Below are 19,237 nucleotides of genomic sequence, written 5' to 3'. Positions count from 1 at the left end.
CGACTTCCACCGATGGAAGGATTCTCCGGATGCGCCGACCGTCGCTCGTCGTCCTCGTCCTCACCGCCCTGCTGGCCGCCACCCCGGCCGCCGCCCGTGCCGCCGCGACGACGCCGCCACCGGCGCCGTCGACGCTCGCCGAGGCGCGCACCGTCGGCACCGCCTGGGGCCACGACCCGGCCACCGGCCGCCTGACCGTCACCGTCGACGACACGGTACGCGGGGCCGCGCTGGCCGCGGTGCGCCGCGCCGCCACCCGATCCGGCGCGGTGCTGCGGCACGAGCCCGGCCGGCTGCGCCCGCTCATCGCCGGCGGCCAGGCGATCTACAGCGGCGGCGGCCGCTGCTCGCTCGGCGTGAACGTCCGCAGCAGCAGCGCCTGGTACTTCGTCACCGCCGGACACTGCACCACGCTCGGCGCGACCTGGTACGCCGACAGCGCCCGCACCACGGTGCTGGGCAGCCGGACCGGCAGCAGCTTCCCCGGCAACGACTACGGCGTGGTCCGCTACACCGGCACGGTCACCCATCCCAGTGCCGTGTACACCTACCCGGGCCAGGTGACCATCTCCGCCGCCGGCAACGCGTACGTCGGGCAGGCGGTCTGCCGCAGCGGCGCCACCACCGGCGTCCGCTGCGGCGCGGTCACCGGGCTGAACGCGACAGTCAACTATGCCGAGGGCAGCGTCACCGGGCTGATCCGCACGAACATCTGCGCCGAGCCGGGGGACAGCGGCGGCCCGCTCTACGTGGCGGCGACCGGCACGGTGCTCGGGATCCTCTCCGGCGGCAGCGGCAACTGCACGACCGGTGGCACCAGCTACTACCAGCCGATCCTGGAGATCCTCGCGGCGTACGGCCTCAGCATCCCGTGACCGGCGCGGGCCGGGCGGCCGCCGACCGACCCGCCCGGCCCGGCGGGCGCCCGGGTCAGTCGTCGCCCGGCACGGCCATCTCGCCGAGGCGCGACCAGTCCTGCTGCGGCACGGTCGCGTTGACGACCCGCGGCGTCTCGACCAGGTGCGGCGGCAGCGTGCGTTGGGCCTCGCGGAAGTGGGCCGACTGCACGTGCGCGGCGCCAGCCTCGTCGTCGCGGAACGCCTCGACCAGCACGTACTCGGTGGGGTCGGCCAGGCTGCGGGACCAGTCGAACCACAGGCAGCCGGGCTCGGCCCGGGTGGCCTCGGTGAAGTCGGCCGCGATCTGCGGCCAGCGGTCGGCGTCGGACGGCCGGACCCGGAACTTGGCGGTGATGAAGATCATGGGTCCAGGCTACCCAGGCCGGGTGCCCCGATCCCTGGTCACCGGCCCCCACAGCCCGCCCGGCCGCCGACGACGAGCGCGGTACGCCGCCCTTGGCCGCCGGGGGCCGCCGGCCCGGCGGAGGGCATCGGGCGCGTCTACCGATCGGTAGCCTGAACCGGTGACCGTCTACGCCCTCGCGCAGCTCACCGTCCACGACCGGGCACGCTACGACCGCTACGTCGCCGCCTTCCTCCCGGTGCTGGCCCGGCACGGCGGCCGGCTGCTCGCCGCCGACACCGCCCCCCGCGTGGTGGAGGGCGACTGGCCGCACGACAAGGTGGTGCTCATGTCCTTCGACAGCCGGGAGGACTTCGAGCGCTGGTCCGCCTCGCCGGAGTACCAGGCGATCTCCCGGGACCGGGAGGCGGCCACCGACGGGGTGGTCCTGCTGCTCGACGGGATCGGCCACGCCTGGCCGGCCTGACCGACGCCACCGGCGGGCCCCGGGCGGCCCGCCGGTGAGCTAGGGTTTACCGGTCCGTCGAGGATCGGAGTGGTCATGGCAGGTGACGACGACATCTCCGGGTGAGAGCCCCGGACGGCCGCCGACGCGCGCATCCCGCGCCGTCGCCGCGGCCCCCTTCGTCGTCCCCTGTCCACGCCGGCGCATCGCGCCCGCGGCCCTCCCTCCTGAGGTTGATCATGTCCGACGCCTACGTCGTCAGCTCCGCGCTCTCCTTCTCCTGGCCGGACGACACACCGGTCCTCACCGACCTGACCTTCTCCGTGCCCGGCGGCCGTACCGGCCTGGTGGCGCCCAACGGCAGCGGCAAGACCACCCTGCTGCGGCTCATCGCCGGCGAGCTGCGCCCGACGGCCGGCGCGGTCACCGTCCGGGGCGTGCTCGGCTACCTGCCCCAGCACCTGCCGTTCGCCGTCGACCAGACCGTCGCCCAGGTCCTCGGCGTCGACCGGGCCGTCGCCGCGCTGCACGCCATCGAGGCCGGTGACGCCCGCGAGGAACACTTCACCGCCGTCGGCGACGACTGGGACGTCGAGGAGCGCACCCACGCCGAGCTGGACCGCCTCGGCCTCGGCGGGCTGTCCCTGGACCGCCGGCTGGGCACGCTCAGCGGCGGTCAGGTGATCTCCCTGGGGCTGGTCGGGCAACTGCTGCGGCGCCCGGACGTGCTGCTGCTCGACGAGCCGACGAACAACCTCGACGAGGCGGCCCGCGAGCGGTTGACGGCGGTGCTGCGCGGCTGGACCGGCTGCCTGCTGGTGGCCAGCCACGACCGGGCGCTGCTGGACGAGATGGACCGCATCGCCGCGCTGGCCCCCGACGAACTCCGCTGGTACGGCGGTGACTTCACCGCGTACGAGCAGGCCGTGCGCGCCGAGCGCGAGGTGGCCCAGCGGCAGGTCCGCGGCGCCGAGCAGGACCTCAAGCGGCAGAAGCGCGAACTCCAGCAGGCCCGGGAACGCGCCGCCCGTCGCGCCGCCACGGCCGCCCGTAACCTGCCCGACGCCGGGCTGGCCCGGATCGTCGCCGGTGGCCTGAAGCGGGACGCCCAGGTCTCCGCCGGCCGGGCCGCCGAGACGCACGCCGCCCGCGTCGGCGACGCGCAGCACCGGCTGGACCAGGCCGGTCGGGCCGCCCGTCAGGACGACAAGATCGTGATCGACCTGCCCGACACCGCCGTGCCGGCCGGCCGGACCGTCTTCCACGGCGAGCGGCTGCGCGCCGAGTACGCCGGCCGTCAGGTGTTCGACGGCATCGACCTGACCGTCCGGGGGCCGGAACGGATCGCGCTCACCGGCGCGAACGGCACCGGCAAGTCCACGCTGCTGCGCCTGGTCAGCGGCGACCAGCAGCCCGCCGCCGGGACCGCCACCCGGGTCGAGGGGCGGGTGGCGTACCTGTCGCAGCGGCTGGACCTGCTCGACCCGGCGCGTACCGTCGCGGAGAACCTGGCCGCCTTCGCGCCCGGCCTGGCCGACGCCGAGCGGATGAACCTGCTGGCCCGGTTCCTGTTCCGGGGCGACCGGGTGCACCTGCCGGTCCGCGTGCTCTCCGGCGGCGAGCTGCTGCGCGCCACCCTGGCCTGCGTGCTGAACGCCGAGCCGGCGCCGCAGCTGCTCCTGCTCGACGAGCCCACCAACAACCTCGACCTGGACAGCGTCGCCCAGTTGGCGGGCGCGCTCGGCGGCTACCGGGGAGCGCTGCTGGTGGTCAGCCACGACCCGCGGTTCCTGGCCGATCTCGGCGTGGACCGGTGGCTGCGGCTGGCCGACGGTGCCCTGACCGGGACCGGCGGCCCGGAACGGTAGCCCGTCAACCTTCGGCGCGCAGGTAGGCGAGCACGGCCAGCACCCGGCGGTGGGTGTCCTGGTCCGGCGGCAGGTCCAGCTTGGCCAGGATGTTGCCGACGTGCTTGCCGACCGCCGCCTCGGTCACGTGCAGCCGGGCCGCGATCGCGCCGTTGGAGTGCCCCTCCGCGACCAGCCCCAGCACCTCCCGCTCGCGCCGGGAGAGCGCGTCGAGCGGGTCGCGGGGGCGGCGCAGCAGGTGCCGAACCACGTCCGGGTCGACCGCGGTGCCGCCGGCGGCCACCCGGCGCAGCGTGTCGGCGAACTCGGCGACGTCGGCCACCCGGTCCTTGAGCAGGTAGCCGACCCGCCGGCCGTCGCCGCTGTCCAGCAGCGCCGCCGCGTACCCGCTCTGCACGTGCTGGCTCAGCACCACCACCGCGAGATCCGGCCGCTCCGCGCGCAGCGTGACCGCCGCGCGCAGGCCGTCGTCCCGGTGCTCCGGCGGCATCCGGATGTCGGTCACCAGCAGTTCGGGCCGGTGCGTGCGGACCGCGTCGAGCAGCGCCGGGGCGGAACCGACCGCGGCGGCCACCGCGAACCCGAACCGGGTCAGCAGGCCGACCAGACCCTCCCGCAGCAGGACCTCGTCCTCGGCGAGGACGACCCGGATCACGGACGGCACGGCAGCTCCACCCGCACGAGGGTAGGCCCGCCCGCCGGGCTGGCCAGCAGCAACCTGCCGTCCACCGCGGCCACCCGGTCGGCGAGCCCGGTCAGGCCGGTGCCCCGTGCCGGGTCGGCGCCACCCCGACCGTCGTCCTCGACCTCCACCACCAGCAGGTGGCCGGTCCGGGTCAACCGGACCACGGCGCGCGTCGCGCGGGCGTGCCGGGCCACGTTGCCCAGCGCCTCGGAGACCACGTACCAGGCGGTGGTCTCGACCAGCTCCGGCACCGGGCGGGACAGCTCCGCGCGTACGGTGACCGGGACCGTCGAGCGGGCCGCCAGGTCGCCGACCGCGCCGGCCAGCCCCAGCTCGGTGAGCTGCGGCGGGCGGAGGCCCTGCACGATGCCGCGCAGCGTCACCATCAGCTCCTTGGCCTGCTCGTGCGCCAGGTCCAGCGGTCGCGCCGCCGGTGAGTCGTCCGGCACGTCGAGGCGGGCCAGCCCGAGTTGGAGCGTGAGGCTGGTCAGCCGCGGCTGCGCGCCGTCGTGCACGTCCCGCTCGATGCGGCGGCGTTCCGCCTCGTACGCGCCCATCAGGCGGGCCCGGGACCGGGTCACCTCGCGCAGCGCGGTGGCGTCGGGCGCGTCGTCGAGCAGCCACCGGGCCACCGCCGCCTGCCCCGCGACCAGCAGGCCGGCGAGGTAGACCAGGGCCGGCACGGCGAGCACCCCGGCGACCGCGTACGGGACCGCCCCGGCCGGGGAGTCGACGGTGGCCCAGACCAGCACGATCCGGTCCTCGCCGCCGGCCAGCCACGGGCCGGCGACGAGCGCCGCGTCGAGCAGCACCAGCAGCGCGAACGTGCCGTACGCCACCGGCACCACGGTGCCCAGCCAGCCGGCGTACGCGACCTCCCGCCAGGCGGCGGCGCCGGTCCAGCGGGCGGCCGGGCCACGCCGCCCCGGCGCGCGTACCGGCCGGCCGTCGACCAGGCCGAGCCGCCACCGCTCGACCGCCGCCACCGGCGCGCCGACCAGCGGGGCGACGGCGAGCCCGGCCAGCGACACCACTGTGAGCACGACCAGGACCGGGACGTCGACCGGCCGGCCCTGCCGCAGCGCGCTCACCACCAGCAGCAGCGGCGCGGCGAGCACGCCGGCCGCCACCGCCAGCACGCCGGCGACCGGCAGGGTGGTCAGCGCGTACGCCAGGGCCCGCCACGGCCAGGCGGAGCGCAGGTATCGGCGCCGGCGCAACGCCCCGGCCAGGTACGACGGTCGGTCCTCGGTCATGGGCTGACGCTAGCCAGGCGGCGGCCGGCAGGCCCAGCCGTCCAGACCCCGGTTGTCGGGTGGGGCTGGCCCCACCCCGCCGGGCCGGGCACGTCGTACCCCGTCCCTATCCTGAGCGGATGGAGCTGGCGTTCAGCGGCGAGGTGTGGTTCTGGCGCGGTCCGGCGCCCTACCACTTCGTCACCGTGCCCGACGAGCAGTGCGCGGCGTTGGCGACCGCCGCCGCCTCGGTCAGCTACGGCTGGGGCATGGTCCCGGTCGGCGTCCGGATCGGCGCCACCGACTGGCGGACGTCGCTGTGGCCCAAGGACGGCCGCTACGTGCTGCCGCTCAAGGTGGCGGTGCGTCGCGCGGAGCGGATCGAGCTGGGCGACCGGGTGGGCGTCCGGTTGACGGTGGACGGGTGAGCGCCGGCGACCTCGCCGCGGCGGGCCGGCTGCTGGCCGCCGCGACCCGGCCGGTGGTGTTCACCGGCGCCGGCATGTCGGCCGAGAGCGGCGTGCCGACGTTCCGGGACGCGCAGGTCGGCCTCTGGCGGCGCTTCGACCCGGCGCAGTTGGCCACCCCGGCCGCGTTCCACGCCGACCCGGCCCTGGTCTGGGGCTGGTACGAGGGCCGGCGGCACGGGGTGCGCCGTGCCGCGCCGAACCCGGGGCACCGGGCGGTGGCCGCGATCCAGGCGCGGCTGCCGGACACCGTGGTGGTCACGCAGAACGTCGACGACCTGCACGAGCGGGGCGGCGCCGTCGTCCCGGTCCGCCTGCACGGCAGCCTGTTCGCGCCCCGCTGCTCCGCGTGCGCCCGGCCGGCGCCGCTGCCCGACGACGCGGGGGAACCGACCGGGCCGCTCGACCCGCCGGCCTGCGCCCACTGCGCCGCGCCGGTCCGGCCCGGCGTGGTGTGGTTCGGTGAGGCGCTGCCCGAGGCGGCGTTGGCGGCGGCGGTCGAGGCGGCGTCCCGCTGCGACCTGCTGCTCACCGTCGGCACCTCGGCCCTGGTCCACCCCGCCGCGGAGATCCCGCTGGTGGCAGCCCGCCTCGGCGCGCCGGTGGTGCAGGTCAACCCGGTACCGACGCCACTGGACGCGGTCTGCGCGGTCAACCTGCGGGGGCCGGCCGGCGAGGTGCTGCCGGCGCTGGTCCGGGCCGCCTGGCCCGACGCGTCAGCCGACTGAGCGAGCGTGGACCGTCCGACGGTCACCGAGGGCGCGGTGAGCGTCAGACGCCGCGGGGCGCCCGCTTGGGGAACACGGTGTAGGCGACCGGCCAGAACACCAGCCAGGCCGCCATGGCCAGGGTGAGCCGGCCGGCCCAGGCCCACAGCTCCCCGGTCCGCTCGGCGTCGCCGACCAGCGCGACGCCGCCGAGCAGCACGGCGCAGGCGACCGCCCAGCCGAGCATGCCCTTGCCCCACTCCCGCCACTCGTGCCGGGCCCGGGCCCAGCCGTGGCGGGGGGCCCGGCGCGGCGGCGGGCCGCCGGCGAACCGGTGGGCGAACCGCTCGTCGGCCCAGCGCACCATGCTGTGCCCGAAGGCGACGGAGAAGCCCAGGTACGCGGCGGCGAGGCCGTGCGCGAACGTGGCGGTGCCCCCGCCGCGCAGGTCGATCATCGTGGCGGCCAGCAGCACGAGGTCGACGGCGGGCACCGCGAGCAGCAGCGCGGCGCCCAGGCGGGGCCGCCGCAGCGGGTAGCGGGCGACCAGCCCGGCGACCAGGAACAGCCAGAACCCCACCTCACAGGCGATGATCACTCCGATGAGCACGCGGCCTCCAGGTTTTAGTACGCTGTGCGACAACAACCGTAGCAACAGTCGTCCACCCGCCGCCGGAGGGGTCCGTGCCCAAGATCGTCGACCATGACGCCCGCCGCGCCGAGCTGGCCGAGGCGATGTGGCGGGTCGTCTACCGCGACGGCGTCGGCGCCGCCACGGTGCGCAGCATCGCCGCCGAGGCCGGCTGGTCGCCCAGCGCGCTGCGGCACTACTTCTCGACCCAGACCGAGCTGCTGGTCTTCGCCATGGAACACGTGATGGCCGAGGCGACCGACCGGTTCACCGCCGGGGACCGCACCGGCCCCACCCGGCAGGTCGTCCAACGGATGCTCGAGGAACTGCTCCCGCTGGACCGGCAACGGGCGCGGGAGGCCGAGGTGTGGCTGCTGCTCGCCGCCCGGGTGCCTGTCGACCCCGCCGCCCGCGAGCGGATGACCGAGGCCGACGACGGCGTACGCCGGGCCGCCGAACTCGCCGTCGCGCTGCTCACCGGCGCGGAACCGGCCGACGCGGCCACCGCCGCCCGGCTGCACGCCCTGCTCGACGGCCTCACGCTGCACGCGTTGCTGCATCCCGACCGGATGCCGCCGGCCCGGATCCGCGAGCTGCTCGCCGCGCACCTCGACCAGCTCGCCGAGGGGTCGGACACCGGCGTCGGCGGATAGGGTCGCACCCGTGCGGACCAAACAGGAGCTGTCGACGGTGATCAGGGAACGACGGCGGGCGGCGTTGGTGGTCAACGCCCACTCCCGTCGGGGCCGCCGGCTCTACGACACCGTCCACGCGCGCCTGCGCGCGGCCGGGTTCACGCTGCTCGGGGCGTACCCGGTGGACCGGCCGGGCGAGCTGGACCGGGTGCTCGCCGAGGCCGCCGACCTCGGCCCGGACCTGCTGGTCACCGGCGGCGGCGACGGCACGGTCGGCGCGGCGGCCCGGCTGCTCGCCCACCGCGACGTCGCCCTGGGCCTGCTGCCGCTGGGCACCACCAACAACTTCGCCCGCACCGTCGGCGTCCCGCTCGACCTCGACGCGGCGATCGCCGTGCTCACCGACGGCAAGGTCATCGACGTCGACCTCGGCCTGATCGGCGACACCCGGTTCACCAACCACGTCGGGATCGGGCTGTCGGCCGACATCATGCTGACCGCGCCGCCCCGGCTGAAGCGCGCCGTGGGCCGACTCGCCTATCCGCTGACCGCGTTGGGACTGCTGACCCGGCACCGCCCGCTGCGCGTGACGGTCCACGCCGAGGGCCGGGACCACGCGTTCCGCACCCACCAGGTGTACGTGGCCAACGGCGGCTTCCACGCCGGCCGGCCGATCACCGCCGACGCCAACGCCGACGACCGGCTGCTGGTCGCGTACCCGGTCGGTGGGCCGAGCCGACGCGGGCTGCTGCGCGACACGGCCCGCAACGCGGCGGCCGGCCGGCGTCGCACGCTGCGCGACGAGCCGTTCCTGGCCGTGCGTCAGTTGTGGCTGGAGACCGACCCGCCGGCCCGGATCGAGGTCGACGGCGAACCGTACGGGCGGACGCCGGTGCGCATCGGCCTCGACCCGAACGCGCTGCGGCTGATGGCGCCCGCGGACAGCCCGGACCGCTGACCGGCCCGGCCTCGACGTGCCGGCCGCCGACGCCGGGGGTAGCGTGCGACGCGGAAACCGCAGCGAGGAGGTTCGGACCGTGCAGCCGACGATCGTGGACGTGCCCACCCCCGACGGGACGGCGGACGCCTATCTGCTCCGGCCGGACTCCGGCGGCCCGTTCCCGGGCGTGCTGCTGTTCATGGACGCGTTCGGGCTGCGGCCCCGGCTGGCCGAGATGGCCGCGACCATCGCCGACCGGGGATACGTGGTGCTGGTGCCCAACCTGTTCCACCGCGCCGGCCCCGCCGCGCCGGTCGACACCTCCGCGCTGGCCGACGAGAGCCGACGCCTCGAGCTGTTCGGGCGGCTCGGCCCGCTGATGGCCGCGCTGACGCCGGACGCGGTGGCCCGGGACACCGCCGCCTACCTCGACTTCCTCGCCGCCCAGCCGGATGTCGCACCCGGCCCGGCGGCGATCACCGGCTACTGCATGGGCGGCACGAACGCGTTGCGGGCCATCGAGGCCCACCCGGACCGGATCGCCGCGGTGGCCGCCTTCCACGCCGGTCACGTGGTCAGCGACGCGCCCGACAGCCCGCACCGGGGCGTCGGCGCGGTGACCGGCGAACTCTACTTCGGGCACGCCGACCAGGACGCGTCGATGACCGCCGAGCAGATCGCGACGCTGGAGCAGGCGCTGGACGCGGCCGGCGTGACCTACCGCTCGGAGGTCTACCGGGGCGCCCGCCACGGCTACACGCAGGCGGACACGCCGATGTACGACGAGCAGGCCACCGAGCGGCACTGGGCGGCCCTGTTCGACCTGCTAGACCGCACTTTCCCGGGCTGACCCGGCCGGTCGGCGCGGCCACAATGGAGTGGTGGAGACCGACCTGTTGCCGATGATCGCCGCCGAGCGGCGCCGCACGGCCGACCTGATCGACTCGCTCACCCCGGCCCAGTTGGACACGCCCAGCCTCTGCCAGGCGTGGACCGTCCGGGAGGTCGCCGGTCACCTGGTGTCACCGCTGGTCTCCACGCCGTGGCGTCTGCTGCCACTGCTGGTGGGCGCCGGGTTCCGGCCACACGTGGCGAACGCACGGCTGGCCCGGCGGGTGGCCCGGCGGCCGCCGGCCGAACTGGCCGCCGCGTTGCGGGAGCACGCCGACCACCGGTTCCGCCTGCCGGTGGTCGGCTGGCTCGGCCAGCTCACCGGCCTCCAGGTGCACGGGCAGGACATCCGCCGGCCGCTCGGCCTCCCCGCCGACCTGGACCCGGAGCGGCTGCGCATCTCGCTGGACTTCCTCACCGGTGGCCGGGCGGTCGGGTTCGTCGACCGTCGGCGGGTCGCCGGGCTGCGCGTCGAGGCGACCGACCTGGGCTGGTCGGCCGGGGACGGGCCGGTGGTGCGGGGCCCCGGCGCCGCGCTGCTGCTCGCGCTGACCGGCCGCCGGGTGGCGCTGGCCGACCTCACCGGGGACGGCGTGGCGCGGCTCGCCGCCGGCTGACCGGCCTCCGCCGGTGCGGGCACAGGCCACCGGCGCGCAACTGGCACCTGCCATCCCCGTCCCCGGCTGGCTAGCGTCGGCCCATGGACGCCGACCACACCGCCCCGGCCGGGCCTTTCGCCGCGCTGACCACCGCCCACGTCGCCGACGCCTGCCTGCGGGCCGGCGTCGCGGTCCGCTGCGCCCCGGCCGCCGTACGCCCGGTGCTGGCCGGGCGGCGCCTGGCCGGGCGGGTCCGGCCGGCCCGGCACGCCGGCAGCGTCGACGTCTTCCTGGAGGCGATCGACCGGGCCGAGCCGGGGGACGTGCTGGTGGTCGACGACGGCGGTCGCACCGACCGCGCCTGCGTCGGGGACCTGGTGGCGTGGGAGGCGCGGGCCGCCGGCCTGGCCGGCCTCGTGGTGTGGGGCGCGCACCGGGACACCGCAGACCTCACCGTCGTCGGGCTGCCGGTGTTCAGCCTCGGCGCCACGGCGAGCGGGCCGCTGGAGCTGGACCCACGGCCGGCCGGCGCGTTGGACGCGGCGCGGGTCGGGCCGTGGACGGTCGACGGCGGTGATCTGGTGCTGGCCGACGACGACGGTGTGCTCTTCGTGCCGGCCGACCGGGCCGGGGAGCTGTTCGACCTGGCCGGGTCCATCCGGGACACCGAGCGGCGGCAGGCCGACCGGATCCGGGCCGGCCGGTCGCTGCGGGCGCAGGTCGGGTTCGACGACTACCTGACCGCCCGTGCGGCGGACCCGACGCTGACGTTCCGGGCGCACCTGCGGGCGGTCGGCGGCGCGATCGAGGAGTGACCGCTCAGCCGCCGCGCGCCCACAGCGCCAGGCGGACCCGGTTGGGGCTGCCGGTCTTCGCCATCAGGCTGGTGATGTGGGTCTTCACCGTGGTCACGCCGATGTGCAGCCGCTCCGCGATCTCGGTGTTGGCCAGCCCCTCCGCGACCAGGTCGAGCACGTCCTGCTCACGGGCGGTCAGCCCGGCCGATCGCCGGGGCGCGCCGGCGCGGGCGTGCACCGCCCGCTGGACCAGCCGGCGCAGCACCTCGGGGCTGAACGGGCTGTCCCCGGCGGCGGCCCGGCGGAGGCCGTCCAGCAGGTCGGCCGGGGGCGCGTCCTTGAGCAGGAAGCCGCAGGCGCCGGCGGTCAACGCGGGATAGAGGTGGTCGTCGTCGCCGAACGTGGTGAGCACCATGATCCGGGTGGTGGGCCGGTCGGCGAGGATCCGGCTGGTCGCGGTGATCCCGTCGACGCCCGGCATCCGCAGGTCCATGACCACCACGTCCGGCCGCAGCCGGGCGGCGGCGGCGATCGCGTCGCGGCCGTTGTCGACCTCGCCGACGACCTCCAGGTCGGGCTGGGCGTCGCAGAGCATCCGCAGGCCGGCGCGGATCAGGTGCTGGTCGTCGGCCAGCAGCACGCGGATCACGCCGGCTCCGGCGCGGCCGGCCGCGACCGCGGCACCACCCGGGCGGGCCGGTCCGGGGCGCCGCCCGGCGGCAGCACCGTCCGCACCCGCCAACCGTCGCCGGTGGGCCCGGCCTCCAGCCGCCCGCCGAGCACCTCGACCCGCTCCCGCATCCCGACGATGCCGTGGCCGCCGCCGACCGGCACCACGGCCGGCGCCGCGCCGCGCCCGTCGTCGGAGACCGCCCAGTGCACCGCCCCGTCGACCACCGACACGGTCAGTCGGGCCCGGGCCGTCGCGCCCGCGTGTTTCGCCACGTTCGTCAACGCCTCCTGGGTCAGTCGCAGCACCGCCTGGCCGCGGACCGCGTCCACTGTGCCGATCACCGGGTCCACGTCGGCCTCCACGGTGACCCCGGCCTGCCGGGCCCGGTCCACCGCCACGCCGAGCGCCGCCGGCAGCGCCGCCGGCTCGATCGCGGTCAGCGCCGCGTCACCGCGGACGCCGTCCGGGTCGCGCAGCACCGCGACCAGCCGGCGCAGGTCGGTCAGCGCGGCCGTGCCGGTGCGGTGCACGTCGTCGAAGACCGGGCCGACCCGCGGGTCGAGGTCCGGCAGCACGTGCCGGGCCACCCCGACCCGCAGCACCATCGACGCGACGTGGTGGGCGATCACGTCGTGCAGTTCCCGGGCGATCGCGGCCCGCTCGTCGGCGCGCGCGGCCCGGCTCTCCGACTCGCGTCGGCGCTGCTCCGCCACGGCCCGTTCCTCGGCCTGCCGGCCGAGTTCCCGGGTGGTCCGCACGACCAGGCCGATCAGCAGCGGCAGCCCGACGGTGACGGCGAGGCCGAGCAGACCGGCGAGCGCCTGCCGGAGCGGGTCGCCGATCAGACCGGTCAGGTCGACGGCGGCCAGCAGCCCGGCGGCCAGCCAGAACGTGCGGGGCCGGGTGGCCCGCATGGTCAGCTCCAGCAGCGCCCAGCTCGCCCCGACCTGGTTGATCATCACGTCGTCGACGAGCGGGAACGCGACCGCCAGCAGGGCCGACTGGAGCAGCAGGTTCAGCAGCGGCCGGCGATGACACAGCAGCGCCAGGACGAACGCGCCGAGCGCGAGGATCCACTGCGTCGTCGTCGGCCCGGGCCGGCCGTGCACGCCGACCACCAGGTAGCCGACGCCGGCGAGATTCAGCAGCAGCCGCCGCGCGAGCGTGTCACTTGCGTCGAGCAGTCGACCCACCCAGCCCACGACGTCAGCCTAGGCAACCGGCGCGGCCGGGGCCACCACCACGGTCCGCCGCCGCCACCCGGCCCGCAGTCCGAGGTGGACGGCCAGCCCGAGCGGGCCCAGCAGGATGGTGAGCACCAGCACCGGCGCGGTGAGCAGCGCCGGGATGCCCCGCTCCCGGCCGTCGCGCCAGATCCACCGCCCGACGAACAGATCGAAGCCGATCATGTGGGCCCAGGCCGCCGCCGCGCCGCTGTCGGTGCCGAGCAGGTCCCGGACGCCGTCCAGGGTGGGCAGGGCCACCACCGGCAGCACCGTGCCGAGCGCCGGCAGCACCAGGATCGCGTAGACCAGCAGGACCGGCGCCACGATCAACGGCGAGTCGACGATCCGCGCGGTCCACGACCAGCGGGGCGCCACGATCATCAGCGCCCAGAACGGCGCGGCGAGGGCGAACGTCAGCCCGAACAGGGTGGCGCTCATCCGACCAGCACCACCGTGGCGTGGCCGGCCCGGCGGGCCAGGACCAGCAGGGTGGCCGTCGCGGTGGCGGCCAGCAGCACCGCCGCCGCGATCAGCGTCAGCTCGTCCGGCCGCAGCAGCGGCTGCCCGCGCAATGCCTGCGCGGTGGCCAGCAGCGTCACCCCGGCGTAGGCGAACCCGCCGACCAGCACCAGCCGGGCCCGGGCCAGCTCGTCCAGGCGGGCGCCGAGGAACCGGTCGAGCAGGATCGCCAGCAACGGCAGCGCCTGCAACGCGTGCAGCCCGATGAAGTGACCGACCCGCAGGTCGCCGCCGGTGGTGCTCCAGCCGACCACCGGCAGCCCCGGGCCGCCGTCCGGCACGCCGACGCTGTGCGCCCCGGTGATGCCGGCGGGCGTGCCGTCCGGGTGCTGGGTCAGCATCGGGAACGCGACAAGCATGCCGAGCAGCGACACCGCGAGCCCGGCCCGGATCGCGTACCCGCCCGCGCGGTCCGGCAGGGGCCGGCGCGCCAGGACGACCGCGAGCACGACCTGGGCCAGGAACAGCACCGTGATGGCCGTGCCCATGACGTTGTAGAGCACCGCGTCCAGCGGCGTGCCGGTGTTGAAGTGGCTGGTGGTGCCGCGCAGCACCTGGACGACGATGAGGACCATCTCCAGCACCGCCGCGGCCACGATCACGGTGACCGCCCGTTCGGCGAGCCGACTGCGTCGGGGCAGCAGGGAGAGCATCCAGGCCAGGGTGCCGCCGTAGAGCGTGAGCGAGACCGCGAACTTCAGCGGCTTGAGCCAGACCGGCGCGCCGGTGAGCACGCGGGGATCGGTGACGAGGCCGATCGCGGCGACGACGGTCAGCGCCGCCATCATGGACACGAGGAGCAGCAGGGGGCGGGGCCAGCCGGCCGCCCGGTTCCGTACGGTAGTCATGTCTGTAGATGCTCGCGGCTGGCGACCGTGGTCGCGCCCGACCGGGGGTCGCGGTCGCGGCCACCGGTCCGAGCCGCGTCTCCTCCCGGGGGAGGAGACCGTCAGTCGGGCAGTCGGGGCATCTCCACGCCCGGGTCGCGGCCGAGCAGCACCCCACGGGTCAGCGCCCGTGCGCCGAAGCGGTCCCGGACGGCGTCGACGGCGGCGTCCAGCGCCGGCCCCGGCTGGGCGGTGAACGGCAGGGTGAGCTGGGTGTGCCCGGCGTCGAGGTTGGCCACCGAGACGCCCAGCAGGGTGATGCCGCGCTGCTCGATCTGCGGCAACGCGGCGTGCAGCAGCGCCCGGGCGGTGGCCCGCAGCGGGGCGGTCTGCGCGGTCGGTTTGTCCAGCGTGTGCGAGCGGGTGGCCCGGGTGTAGTCGGCGAAGCGCAACCGCAGCGTCACCGTGCGGCCGGTGCGCCGGGCGTCGCGCATCCGCCCGGTCACGCGGTCGACCAGGCCGGCCAGGACCGCGTCCAGCTCGGCGGGGGAGTGCGGCTCGCGGCTCAGCGCGTGCTGCGCGCCCATCGAGGAGCGGCGGCGACCCACCTGCACCGCGCGCGGGTCGCGGTTGTGGGCGAGGGCGTGCAGGTGCCGGCCGGCGCCGCCGCCGAGCAGCGACACCAGGGTCGGCTCGTCGAGCCGGGCCACCTGCCCGACCGTACGGATGCCGCGCTCGCGCAGCTTCGCGGCGGTGATCGGGCCGACGCCCCACAGCCGCTCCACCGGCAACGGGTGCAGGAAGGCCAGCTCCCGCGCCGGCTCGACGACCAGCAGGCCGTCCGGCTTGGCCACCCCGCTGGCCACCTTGGCCAGGAACTTCGTGCGGGCCACGCCGACCGTGATCGGCAGGCCGACCTGGCGGCGGACCCGGTCGCGCAGCTCGGCCGCGATGTCGGCGGGTGGCCCGACCAGCCGCCGCAGCCCGCCGACGTCGAGGAACGCCTCGTCGATGCTGATGCCCTCGACCAGCGGGGTGGTCTGCCGGAAGATCTCGAACACGGCCCGGCTGGCGGCCGTGTAGGCGGCCATCCGGGGTGGCACCACGATCGCCTCCGGGCACAGCCGCCGCGCCTGCCGGCCGCCCATGGCGCTGTGCACGCCCCGCGCCTTCGCCTCGTAGCTGCACGCGAGCACCACGCCGCTGCCGACGATCACCGGCCGGCCGCGCAGCCGGCTGTCGTCGCGTTGCTCGACCGAGGCGTAGAACGCGTCCAGGTCGGCATGCAGGATGGTGGCCTCGCCCGACACCCGACCATCTTCGCACACCTGTTCGACGGATGGGTGCTGACCTGCGGGGAAATGGTGACCGGCCGGCGGAGGATCCCACCGGCCGGTCACCGTCGTCACCGCCCGTAGACCTCGAACTCGTAGAGCGAGAAGCCGTACGAGGTGGCCCGCTTGACCCCGTACACCCGCACGTAGCGCGCGCTGACCGGGGCGAAGGTGACGTTGTCGACGCCGCCGTTGCCGGTGGTGGTGGCGAACACCGGCGTCCAGGAGTTGCCGTCGCCGGACACCTCCACCCGGTACGACGTGCCGTACGCGGACTCCCAGCGCAGCACCGCCCGGCTCACGGTGCGGGCCGCGCCGAGATCGACGCGCAGCCACTGGTTGTCGTTGTAGCTGCTGGCCCACCGGCTGCCCAGGCTGCCGTCGACCGCCTTGTCCGGCGTGTAGCTGGTCAGGAACTGGGTGCTCGACGCGCTGGCCGGGCGCCCCTGGGCCAGGTTGGTGACGTCGTCGCCCCGGCGCGCCGGGAACGAGACGACCTGCTGGTAGGTGGGCCGGTTCTGCCAGGCGATCAGCGGGTGGGTGATGCCGCCCAGCCCGGACTGGGCGATCGAGTCGGCGCACCACTGGTCGCCGGCGCCGCAGGACTTGTCACCCGGGTAGACCGTGGTGGCGGGCACCGCGGCGGCCTGACCGAGCGCGCCGAGCAGCGCCGTCCGGCAGGCGCCGAGGTCGCCGTTGCCGCAGTACGCGCGCCCCAGCCCGCCGGCCACCGGGTCGCCGAGCACGGTCCGCACGTCCTTGTCGACGTAGCCCCACCAGCCGTACTGGAACGACGAGCCCTTGTGCGCCTGGCCCTGCAACGCCCAGCTCGCCGCGCCGTCACGCCCGCCGTTCTGGCCACCGGAGGGCGCCTCGTTGACCTCGATGGCGTCCACCAGCGTGGCGTACAGGTCCGGCCCGAGGCCGGGCCGGAACTCGGCCGAGGCCAGCAGCGGCCACCAGGCGTCGAAGATCCGGATGGCGTCGGCATGCTGGTAGACCTTCGAGCCGGGCGACGTCTCCACCCGCTTGCTGCCAGCCTGTTGCCAGGCCCGCAGCTTGCCGACCGCGTCGGCCAGCGTCGGGTCGGTGACCGGCGCGCTGTCCAGCACCCGCAGCAGGTCGCCGAGGACCTGCTGGCCGCGCAGGTCGGTCACCGCCGCGTCCGCCATGATCTTGACGACGTCGGCGCGGCCGAGCTTGCGCTGGGCGATCGCGGCGCGCACCGGGCCGTCCAGCAACTGACCCCGGTGTACGGAGCCGAAGCTGAAGTTGCCGTCCGCCGCGCCGAAGTCCCGCGCCTGCTTGTTGTTCCAGCTCACGTAGTAGTCCTGGTTGACCGACTGCGGATGCGCCGACGCCGGGGCGTAGCTGGCGTCGTTGGTGTCCGGGTTCCAGCCGGCCCACTCGTACGCCGGTTCGGCCTTCGTCGGCAGGTTCGGGTCGGTGACCGACGACCGGACCGGGTTCGAGCCGGAGTTGTAGTACGCCGCCTCGGTCGAGTTGACGTAGAACCAGTTGAACGCGTACCCGACGCTGGCCGCGGACGCCTGGAACGCCGCCGCGCTGCCCATCGCCGACGGGTCGTTGAACGCCTGGAAGCCGATCGCCGAGTCGGCCTCGTGCCGGTAGGTGGAGCGCAGCTTGGTGAACGCGGTCGGCTGCCCGTTCACCAGCCCTCGGTACGCGACCAGCCCGTACTTCGTGCGCAGCGCGCGCAGCGTGTACGAGCCGGCCGGGGTGGAGTCGGCGAGCGTCGGCGACCAGGAGTTGCGCTGCTCCAGCGCCTCCATCGCGAGGCACTGCCCGTGGTAGAGGTAGCGGTTGGTGCGCAGCGTCGGCGCGCTGCCGTCGGTGGTGCACAGCGGCACCGCGTACGTGTCGGTGAGGTCCTGCGAGGCGGAGGTGGCGCTCCACGCGTAGTCCTGGCCGCGACCGAGCAGCACGTAGAGGTTGAGCCCGGCGAACGCGGCGCCGCGCGCGCTGATCCCGGGGCCCTGCAACTCCTGGAGCATCAGCAGTTGCGGCGCGAAGTAGCCGGTCTGCGGCCCGAACACGGCGACCGGGTTGCCGGTGGTGGTGTGCCGGCCGGAGACCACTACCGCGTTGGACATGCCGTGCGCGCGCAGGTTGGCCAGGCCGCCGAGCAGGTCCTTGGTGGCGGTGCTGGCGCCGGTGCGGGCGGCGGCCCCGCCGGTGGCGTCGTAGGCGAGCGGCTCGGCGACCACGGACCCGGCGTCGGGGAGCACCGCGCTGGTCGCGCCCGGCGGCGTCGCCCCGTACGGGAAGCTCTGCCCGTCGTGCAGCGTGAGCACGGTCTCCGGGTCGTTCTGCGAGCGGAACGCCGCCCAGACCTTGTCGCCCTCGGTGGCGCCGTACTTGGCCCGGGCGGCGACCCGGACCAGCGCGGACTGGATCTCGCTGCCACCTCCGCCGCCGAACAGGCCGCCGATCACGCCGGCGGTGGCGATCAGGTCGGTCATGGTGAAGTGCTTCGGCTTGCCGGCGCCGGCCAGCACGTACTCGCCGGGGTAGTTGTCGTCGGCGATCGACTTGTCGATGTAGGCGTTGATGCCGGCGATGTAGTCGACCACGTCGGTGTAGAGCTGCTGGCCCCGCGTGCCCTTGGTGCGCAGCGCGTCCACCTGGGCCTGGAGGTCCGCCTCGGTGTAGGGCGAGTTGGCCCAGACGCTCTGCTCCAGCTCCCGGTTGCCGGGAGCGCCGCCGGCGAACGAGGTGACGTTGCCGCGGCCGACGTGCCGCAGCAGGTCCATCACCCAGAGCCGGTCCTGGGCCCCGGCGTAGCCGGCGCCGAACATGGTGCCGCCGCGGGTGGTGCCGGTGACGTGCGGGACGCCGGTGGCCTTGTCCCGCACGATGGTGACGTCCGAGCGCGGCGAGACGGTGCTCTCGACCTGCGTGGCGGGGACGCCGAACGAGGAGTCGTTGTAGAACTGGGCGATCTGCTCGTCGGTCAGCCCGGCGTAGTTGTAGACCAGGTTGGCGTACTCGTCGAGCTGGTCGCTGGAGTGCGCCGGGCGGGTACCGAGCGTCTGGTGGGCCAGGATGGCGACGAGCGTGGCGTTGCCGTTCTGCCCGGGGGGCAGGATGTCGGCGCACTGGCCGAGGCAGTAGTCGTTGGCGGCGAACGTGGTGGCCGCCAGCGCCGGTGACGGCGGGGTGACGGTCAGCACGCTGGCGGTCAGGGCGGCGGCGGTGAGCGCCGCCAGCCGGGCACGGAGTGGGGGTCGGGGCATGGCGATCCTCCGGGGACGCGGAGTCGGGCCTTCGGTACGCCCGGCTGCCGGTTGCCGACGTCTCGCCCTCCGCGCCCGGGCGTTCCACCCGGAGGTGAGAATGACTCACATCTATCTCCGGGCAATGATCGGCGGCGGACCGCCGTCCGGGATACCCGTTGTTCACCAGCCGCGAATGCCGACGTTTCGCTCCAGGCGCGGTGTCCGGACGCGACGGTGGGGGGCGGCGCCGTTGCCA

The 19,237-nt window shown here is 75.6% G+C and carries 20 protein-coding genes; 10 read left to right on the top strand and 10 right to left on the bottom strand.

The annotated features are described in order from the left end of the window. Positions 1–29: 29 nt before the first annotated feature. Positions 30–875, top strand: coding sequence for a S1 family peptidase (locus OG767_RS17745; RefSeq protein ID WP_405089571.1), 846 nt, complete (start codon positions 30–32; stop codon positions 873–875). Between the two features lie 55 nt (positions 876–930). Here the strand turns inward: OG767_RS17745 and OG767_RS17740 are convergent, their stop codons facing one another. Continuing rightward, positions 931–1,263: a putative quinol monooxygenase gene (locus tag OG767_RS17740; protein ID WP_405089570.1), complete on the bottom strand. Its 333-nt coding sequence runs from the start codon at positions 1,261–1,263 to the stop codon at positions 931–933. Positions 1,264–1,423: 160 nt separating this feature from the next. On the opposite strand from OG767_RS17740, the gene OG767_RS17735 reads away from it, so the two are divergent. Beyond that, positions 1,424–1,729, top strand: coding sequence for a DUF1330 domain-containing protein (locus tag OG767_RS17735; protein ID WP_107158075.1), 306 nt, complete (start codon positions 1,424–1,426; stop codon positions 1,727–1,729). Positions 1,730–1,947: 218 nt separating this feature from the next. Further along, positions 1,948–3,576: an ABC-F family ATP-binding cassette domain-containing protein gene (locus OG767_RS17730; RefSeq protein WP_405089569.1), complete on the top strand. Its 1,629-nt coding sequence runs from the start codon at positions 1,948–1,950 to the stop codon at positions 3,574–3,576. Between the two features lie 4 nt (positions 3,577–3,580). Here the strand turns inward: OG767_RS17730 and OG767_RS17725 are convergent, their stop codons facing one another. Together OG767_RS17725 and OG767_RS17720 are read right to left on the bottom strand one after the other, a co-directional pair. Next, on the bottom strand, positions 3,581–4,240 hold the full coding sequence (locus OG767_RS17725; protein WP_405089568.1) for a response regulator: 660 nt from the start codon (positions 4,238–4,240) through the stop codon (positions 3,581–3,583). Beyond that, entirely contained in the window at positions 4,228–5,517 is a 1,290-nt protein-coding gene (locus OG767_RS17720) for a histidine kinase (RefSeq protein ID WP_405089567.1), read from the bottom strand. Before OG767_RS17720 ends, OG767_RS17725 begins: the two co-directional genes overlap by 13 nt. A 119-nt stretch (positions 5,518–5,636) precedes the next feature. On the opposite strand from OG767_RS17720, the gene OG767_RS17715 reads away from it, so the two are divergent. Beyond that, complete coding sequence (locus OG767_RS17715; RefSeq protein ID WP_357306142.1) at positions 5,637–5,924, top strand: DUF1905 domain-containing protein; 288 nt, start codon at positions 5,637–5,639, stop codon at positions 5,922–5,924. Further along, on the top strand, positions 5,921–6,691 hold the full coding sequence (locus tag OG767_RS17710) for an SIR2 family NAD-dependent protein deacylase (protein ID WP_405089566.1): 771 nt from the start codon (positions 5,921–5,923) through the stop codon (positions 6,689–6,691). The genes OG767_RS17715 and OG767_RS17710 overlap by 4 nt, the downstream gene beginning before the upstream one ends. Positions 6,692–6,734: 43 nt before the next feature. Here OG767_RS17710 and OG767_RS17705 read toward each other — a convergent pair whose 3' ends face one another. After that, a complete protein-coding gene (locus OG767_RS17705) occupies positions 6,735–7,280 on the bottom strand; it encodes a hypothetical protein (RefSeq protein ID WP_405089565.1) in 546 nt (181 codons plus the stop codon). Between the two features lie 74 nt (positions 7,281–7,354). On the opposite strand from OG767_RS17705, the gene OG767_RS17700 reads away from it, so the two are divergent. The 5 genes from OG767_RS17700 to OG767_RS17680 all read left to right on the top strand — a co-directional run bounded on the left by OG767_RS17700 (position 7,355) and on the right by OG767_RS17680 (position 11,181). Continuing rightward, a complete protein-coding gene (locus OG767_RS17700; RefSeq protein WP_405089564.1) occupies positions 7,355–7,954 on the top strand; it encodes a TetR/AcrR family transcriptional regulator in 600 nt (199 codons plus the stop codon). Between the two features lie 10 nt (positions 7,955–7,964). Then, positions 7,965–8,894 (top strand): diacylglycerol/lipid kinase family protein, encoded by a 930-nt coding sequence (locus tag OG767_RS17695; protein ID WP_405089563.1) that lies wholly within the window; start codon positions 7,965–7,967, stop codon positions 8,892–8,894. 79 nt (positions 8,895–8,973) lie between these two features. Continuing rightward, positions 8,974–9,726: a dienelactone hydrolase family protein gene (locus OG767_RS17690; RefSeq protein ID WP_405089562.1), complete on the top strand. Its 753-nt coding sequence runs from the start codon at positions 8,974–8,976 to the stop codon at positions 9,724–9,726. Between the two features lie 31 nt (positions 9,727–9,757). After that, a complete protein-coding gene (locus tag OG767_RS17685; protein ID WP_405089561.1) occupies positions 9,758–10,384 on the top strand; it encodes a maleylpyruvate isomerase family mycothiol-dependent enzyme in 627 nt (208 codons plus the stop codon). Positions 10,385–10,467: 83 nt separating this feature from the next. Beyond that, positions 10,468–11,181, top strand: a complete 714-nt coding sequence (locus tag OG767_RS17680) for an RraA family protein (RefSeq protein ID WP_405089560.1) — start codon at positions 10,468–10,470, stop codon at positions 11,179–11,181. 4 nt (positions 11,182–11,185) lie between these two features. Here the strand turns inward: OG767_RS17680 and OG767_RS17675 are convergent, their stop codons facing one another. From OG767_RS17675 to OG767_RS17650, 6 genes are all read right to left on the bottom strand, one after another. Next, positions 11,186–11,812 carry a response regulator gene (locus tag OG767_RS17675; RefSeq protein ID WP_405089559.1) on the bottom strand — a complete coding sequence of 209 codons (627 nt, stop codon included), beginning with the start codon at positions 11,810–11,812 and terminating at the stop codon, positions 11,186–11,188. Next, positions 11,809–13,038, bottom strand: a complete 1,230-nt coding sequence (locus tag OG767_RS17670) for a sensor histidine kinase (protein ID WP_405089558.1) — start codon at positions 13,036–13,038, stop codon at positions 11,809–11,811. Before OG767_RS17670 ends, OG767_RS17675 begins: the two co-directional genes overlap by 4 nt. Positions 13,039–13,047: 9 nt before the next feature. Beyond that, on the bottom strand, positions 13,048–13,500 hold the full coding sequence (locus tag OG767_RS17665; protein ID WP_405089557.1) for an ABA4-like family protein: 453 nt from the start codon (positions 13,498–13,500) through the stop codon (positions 13,048–13,050). Further along, on the bottom strand, positions 13,497–14,429 hold the full coding sequence (locus OG767_RS17660) for a hypothetical protein (protein ID WP_405089556.1): 933 nt from the start codon (positions 14,427–14,429) through the stop codon (positions 13,497–13,499). The genes OG767_RS17665 and OG767_RS17660 overlap by 4 nt, the downstream gene beginning before the upstream one ends. A gap of 101 nt (positions 14,430–14,530) precedes the next feature. Continuing rightward, positions 14,531–15,718: a DNA polymerase IV gene (gene dinB, locus OG767_RS17655; RefSeq protein ID WP_405089555.1), complete on the bottom strand. Its 1,188-nt coding sequence runs from the start codon at positions 15,716–15,718 to the stop codon at positions 14,531–14,533. A 95-nt stretch (positions 15,719–15,813) separates the two neighbouring features. Next, on the bottom strand, positions 15,814–18,999 hold the full coding sequence (locus OG767_RS17650) for a penicillin acylase family protein (RefSeq protein WP_405089554.1): 3,186 nt from the start codon (positions 18,997–18,999) through the stop codon (positions 15,814–15,816). Between the last annotated feature and the right edge of the window lie 238 nt (positions 19,000–19,237).

It is taken from the genome of Micromonospora sp. NBC_01392, from assembly GCF_045040125.1.
In the GTDB taxonomy this organism is placed as follows: domain Bacteria; phylum Actinomycetota; class Actinomycetes; order Mycobacteriales; family Micromonosporaceae; genus Micromonospora.
The sequence above is the reverse complement of the archived record's forward strand: the minus strand, read 5'-3'. Positions and strand labels throughout refer to the sequence as shown.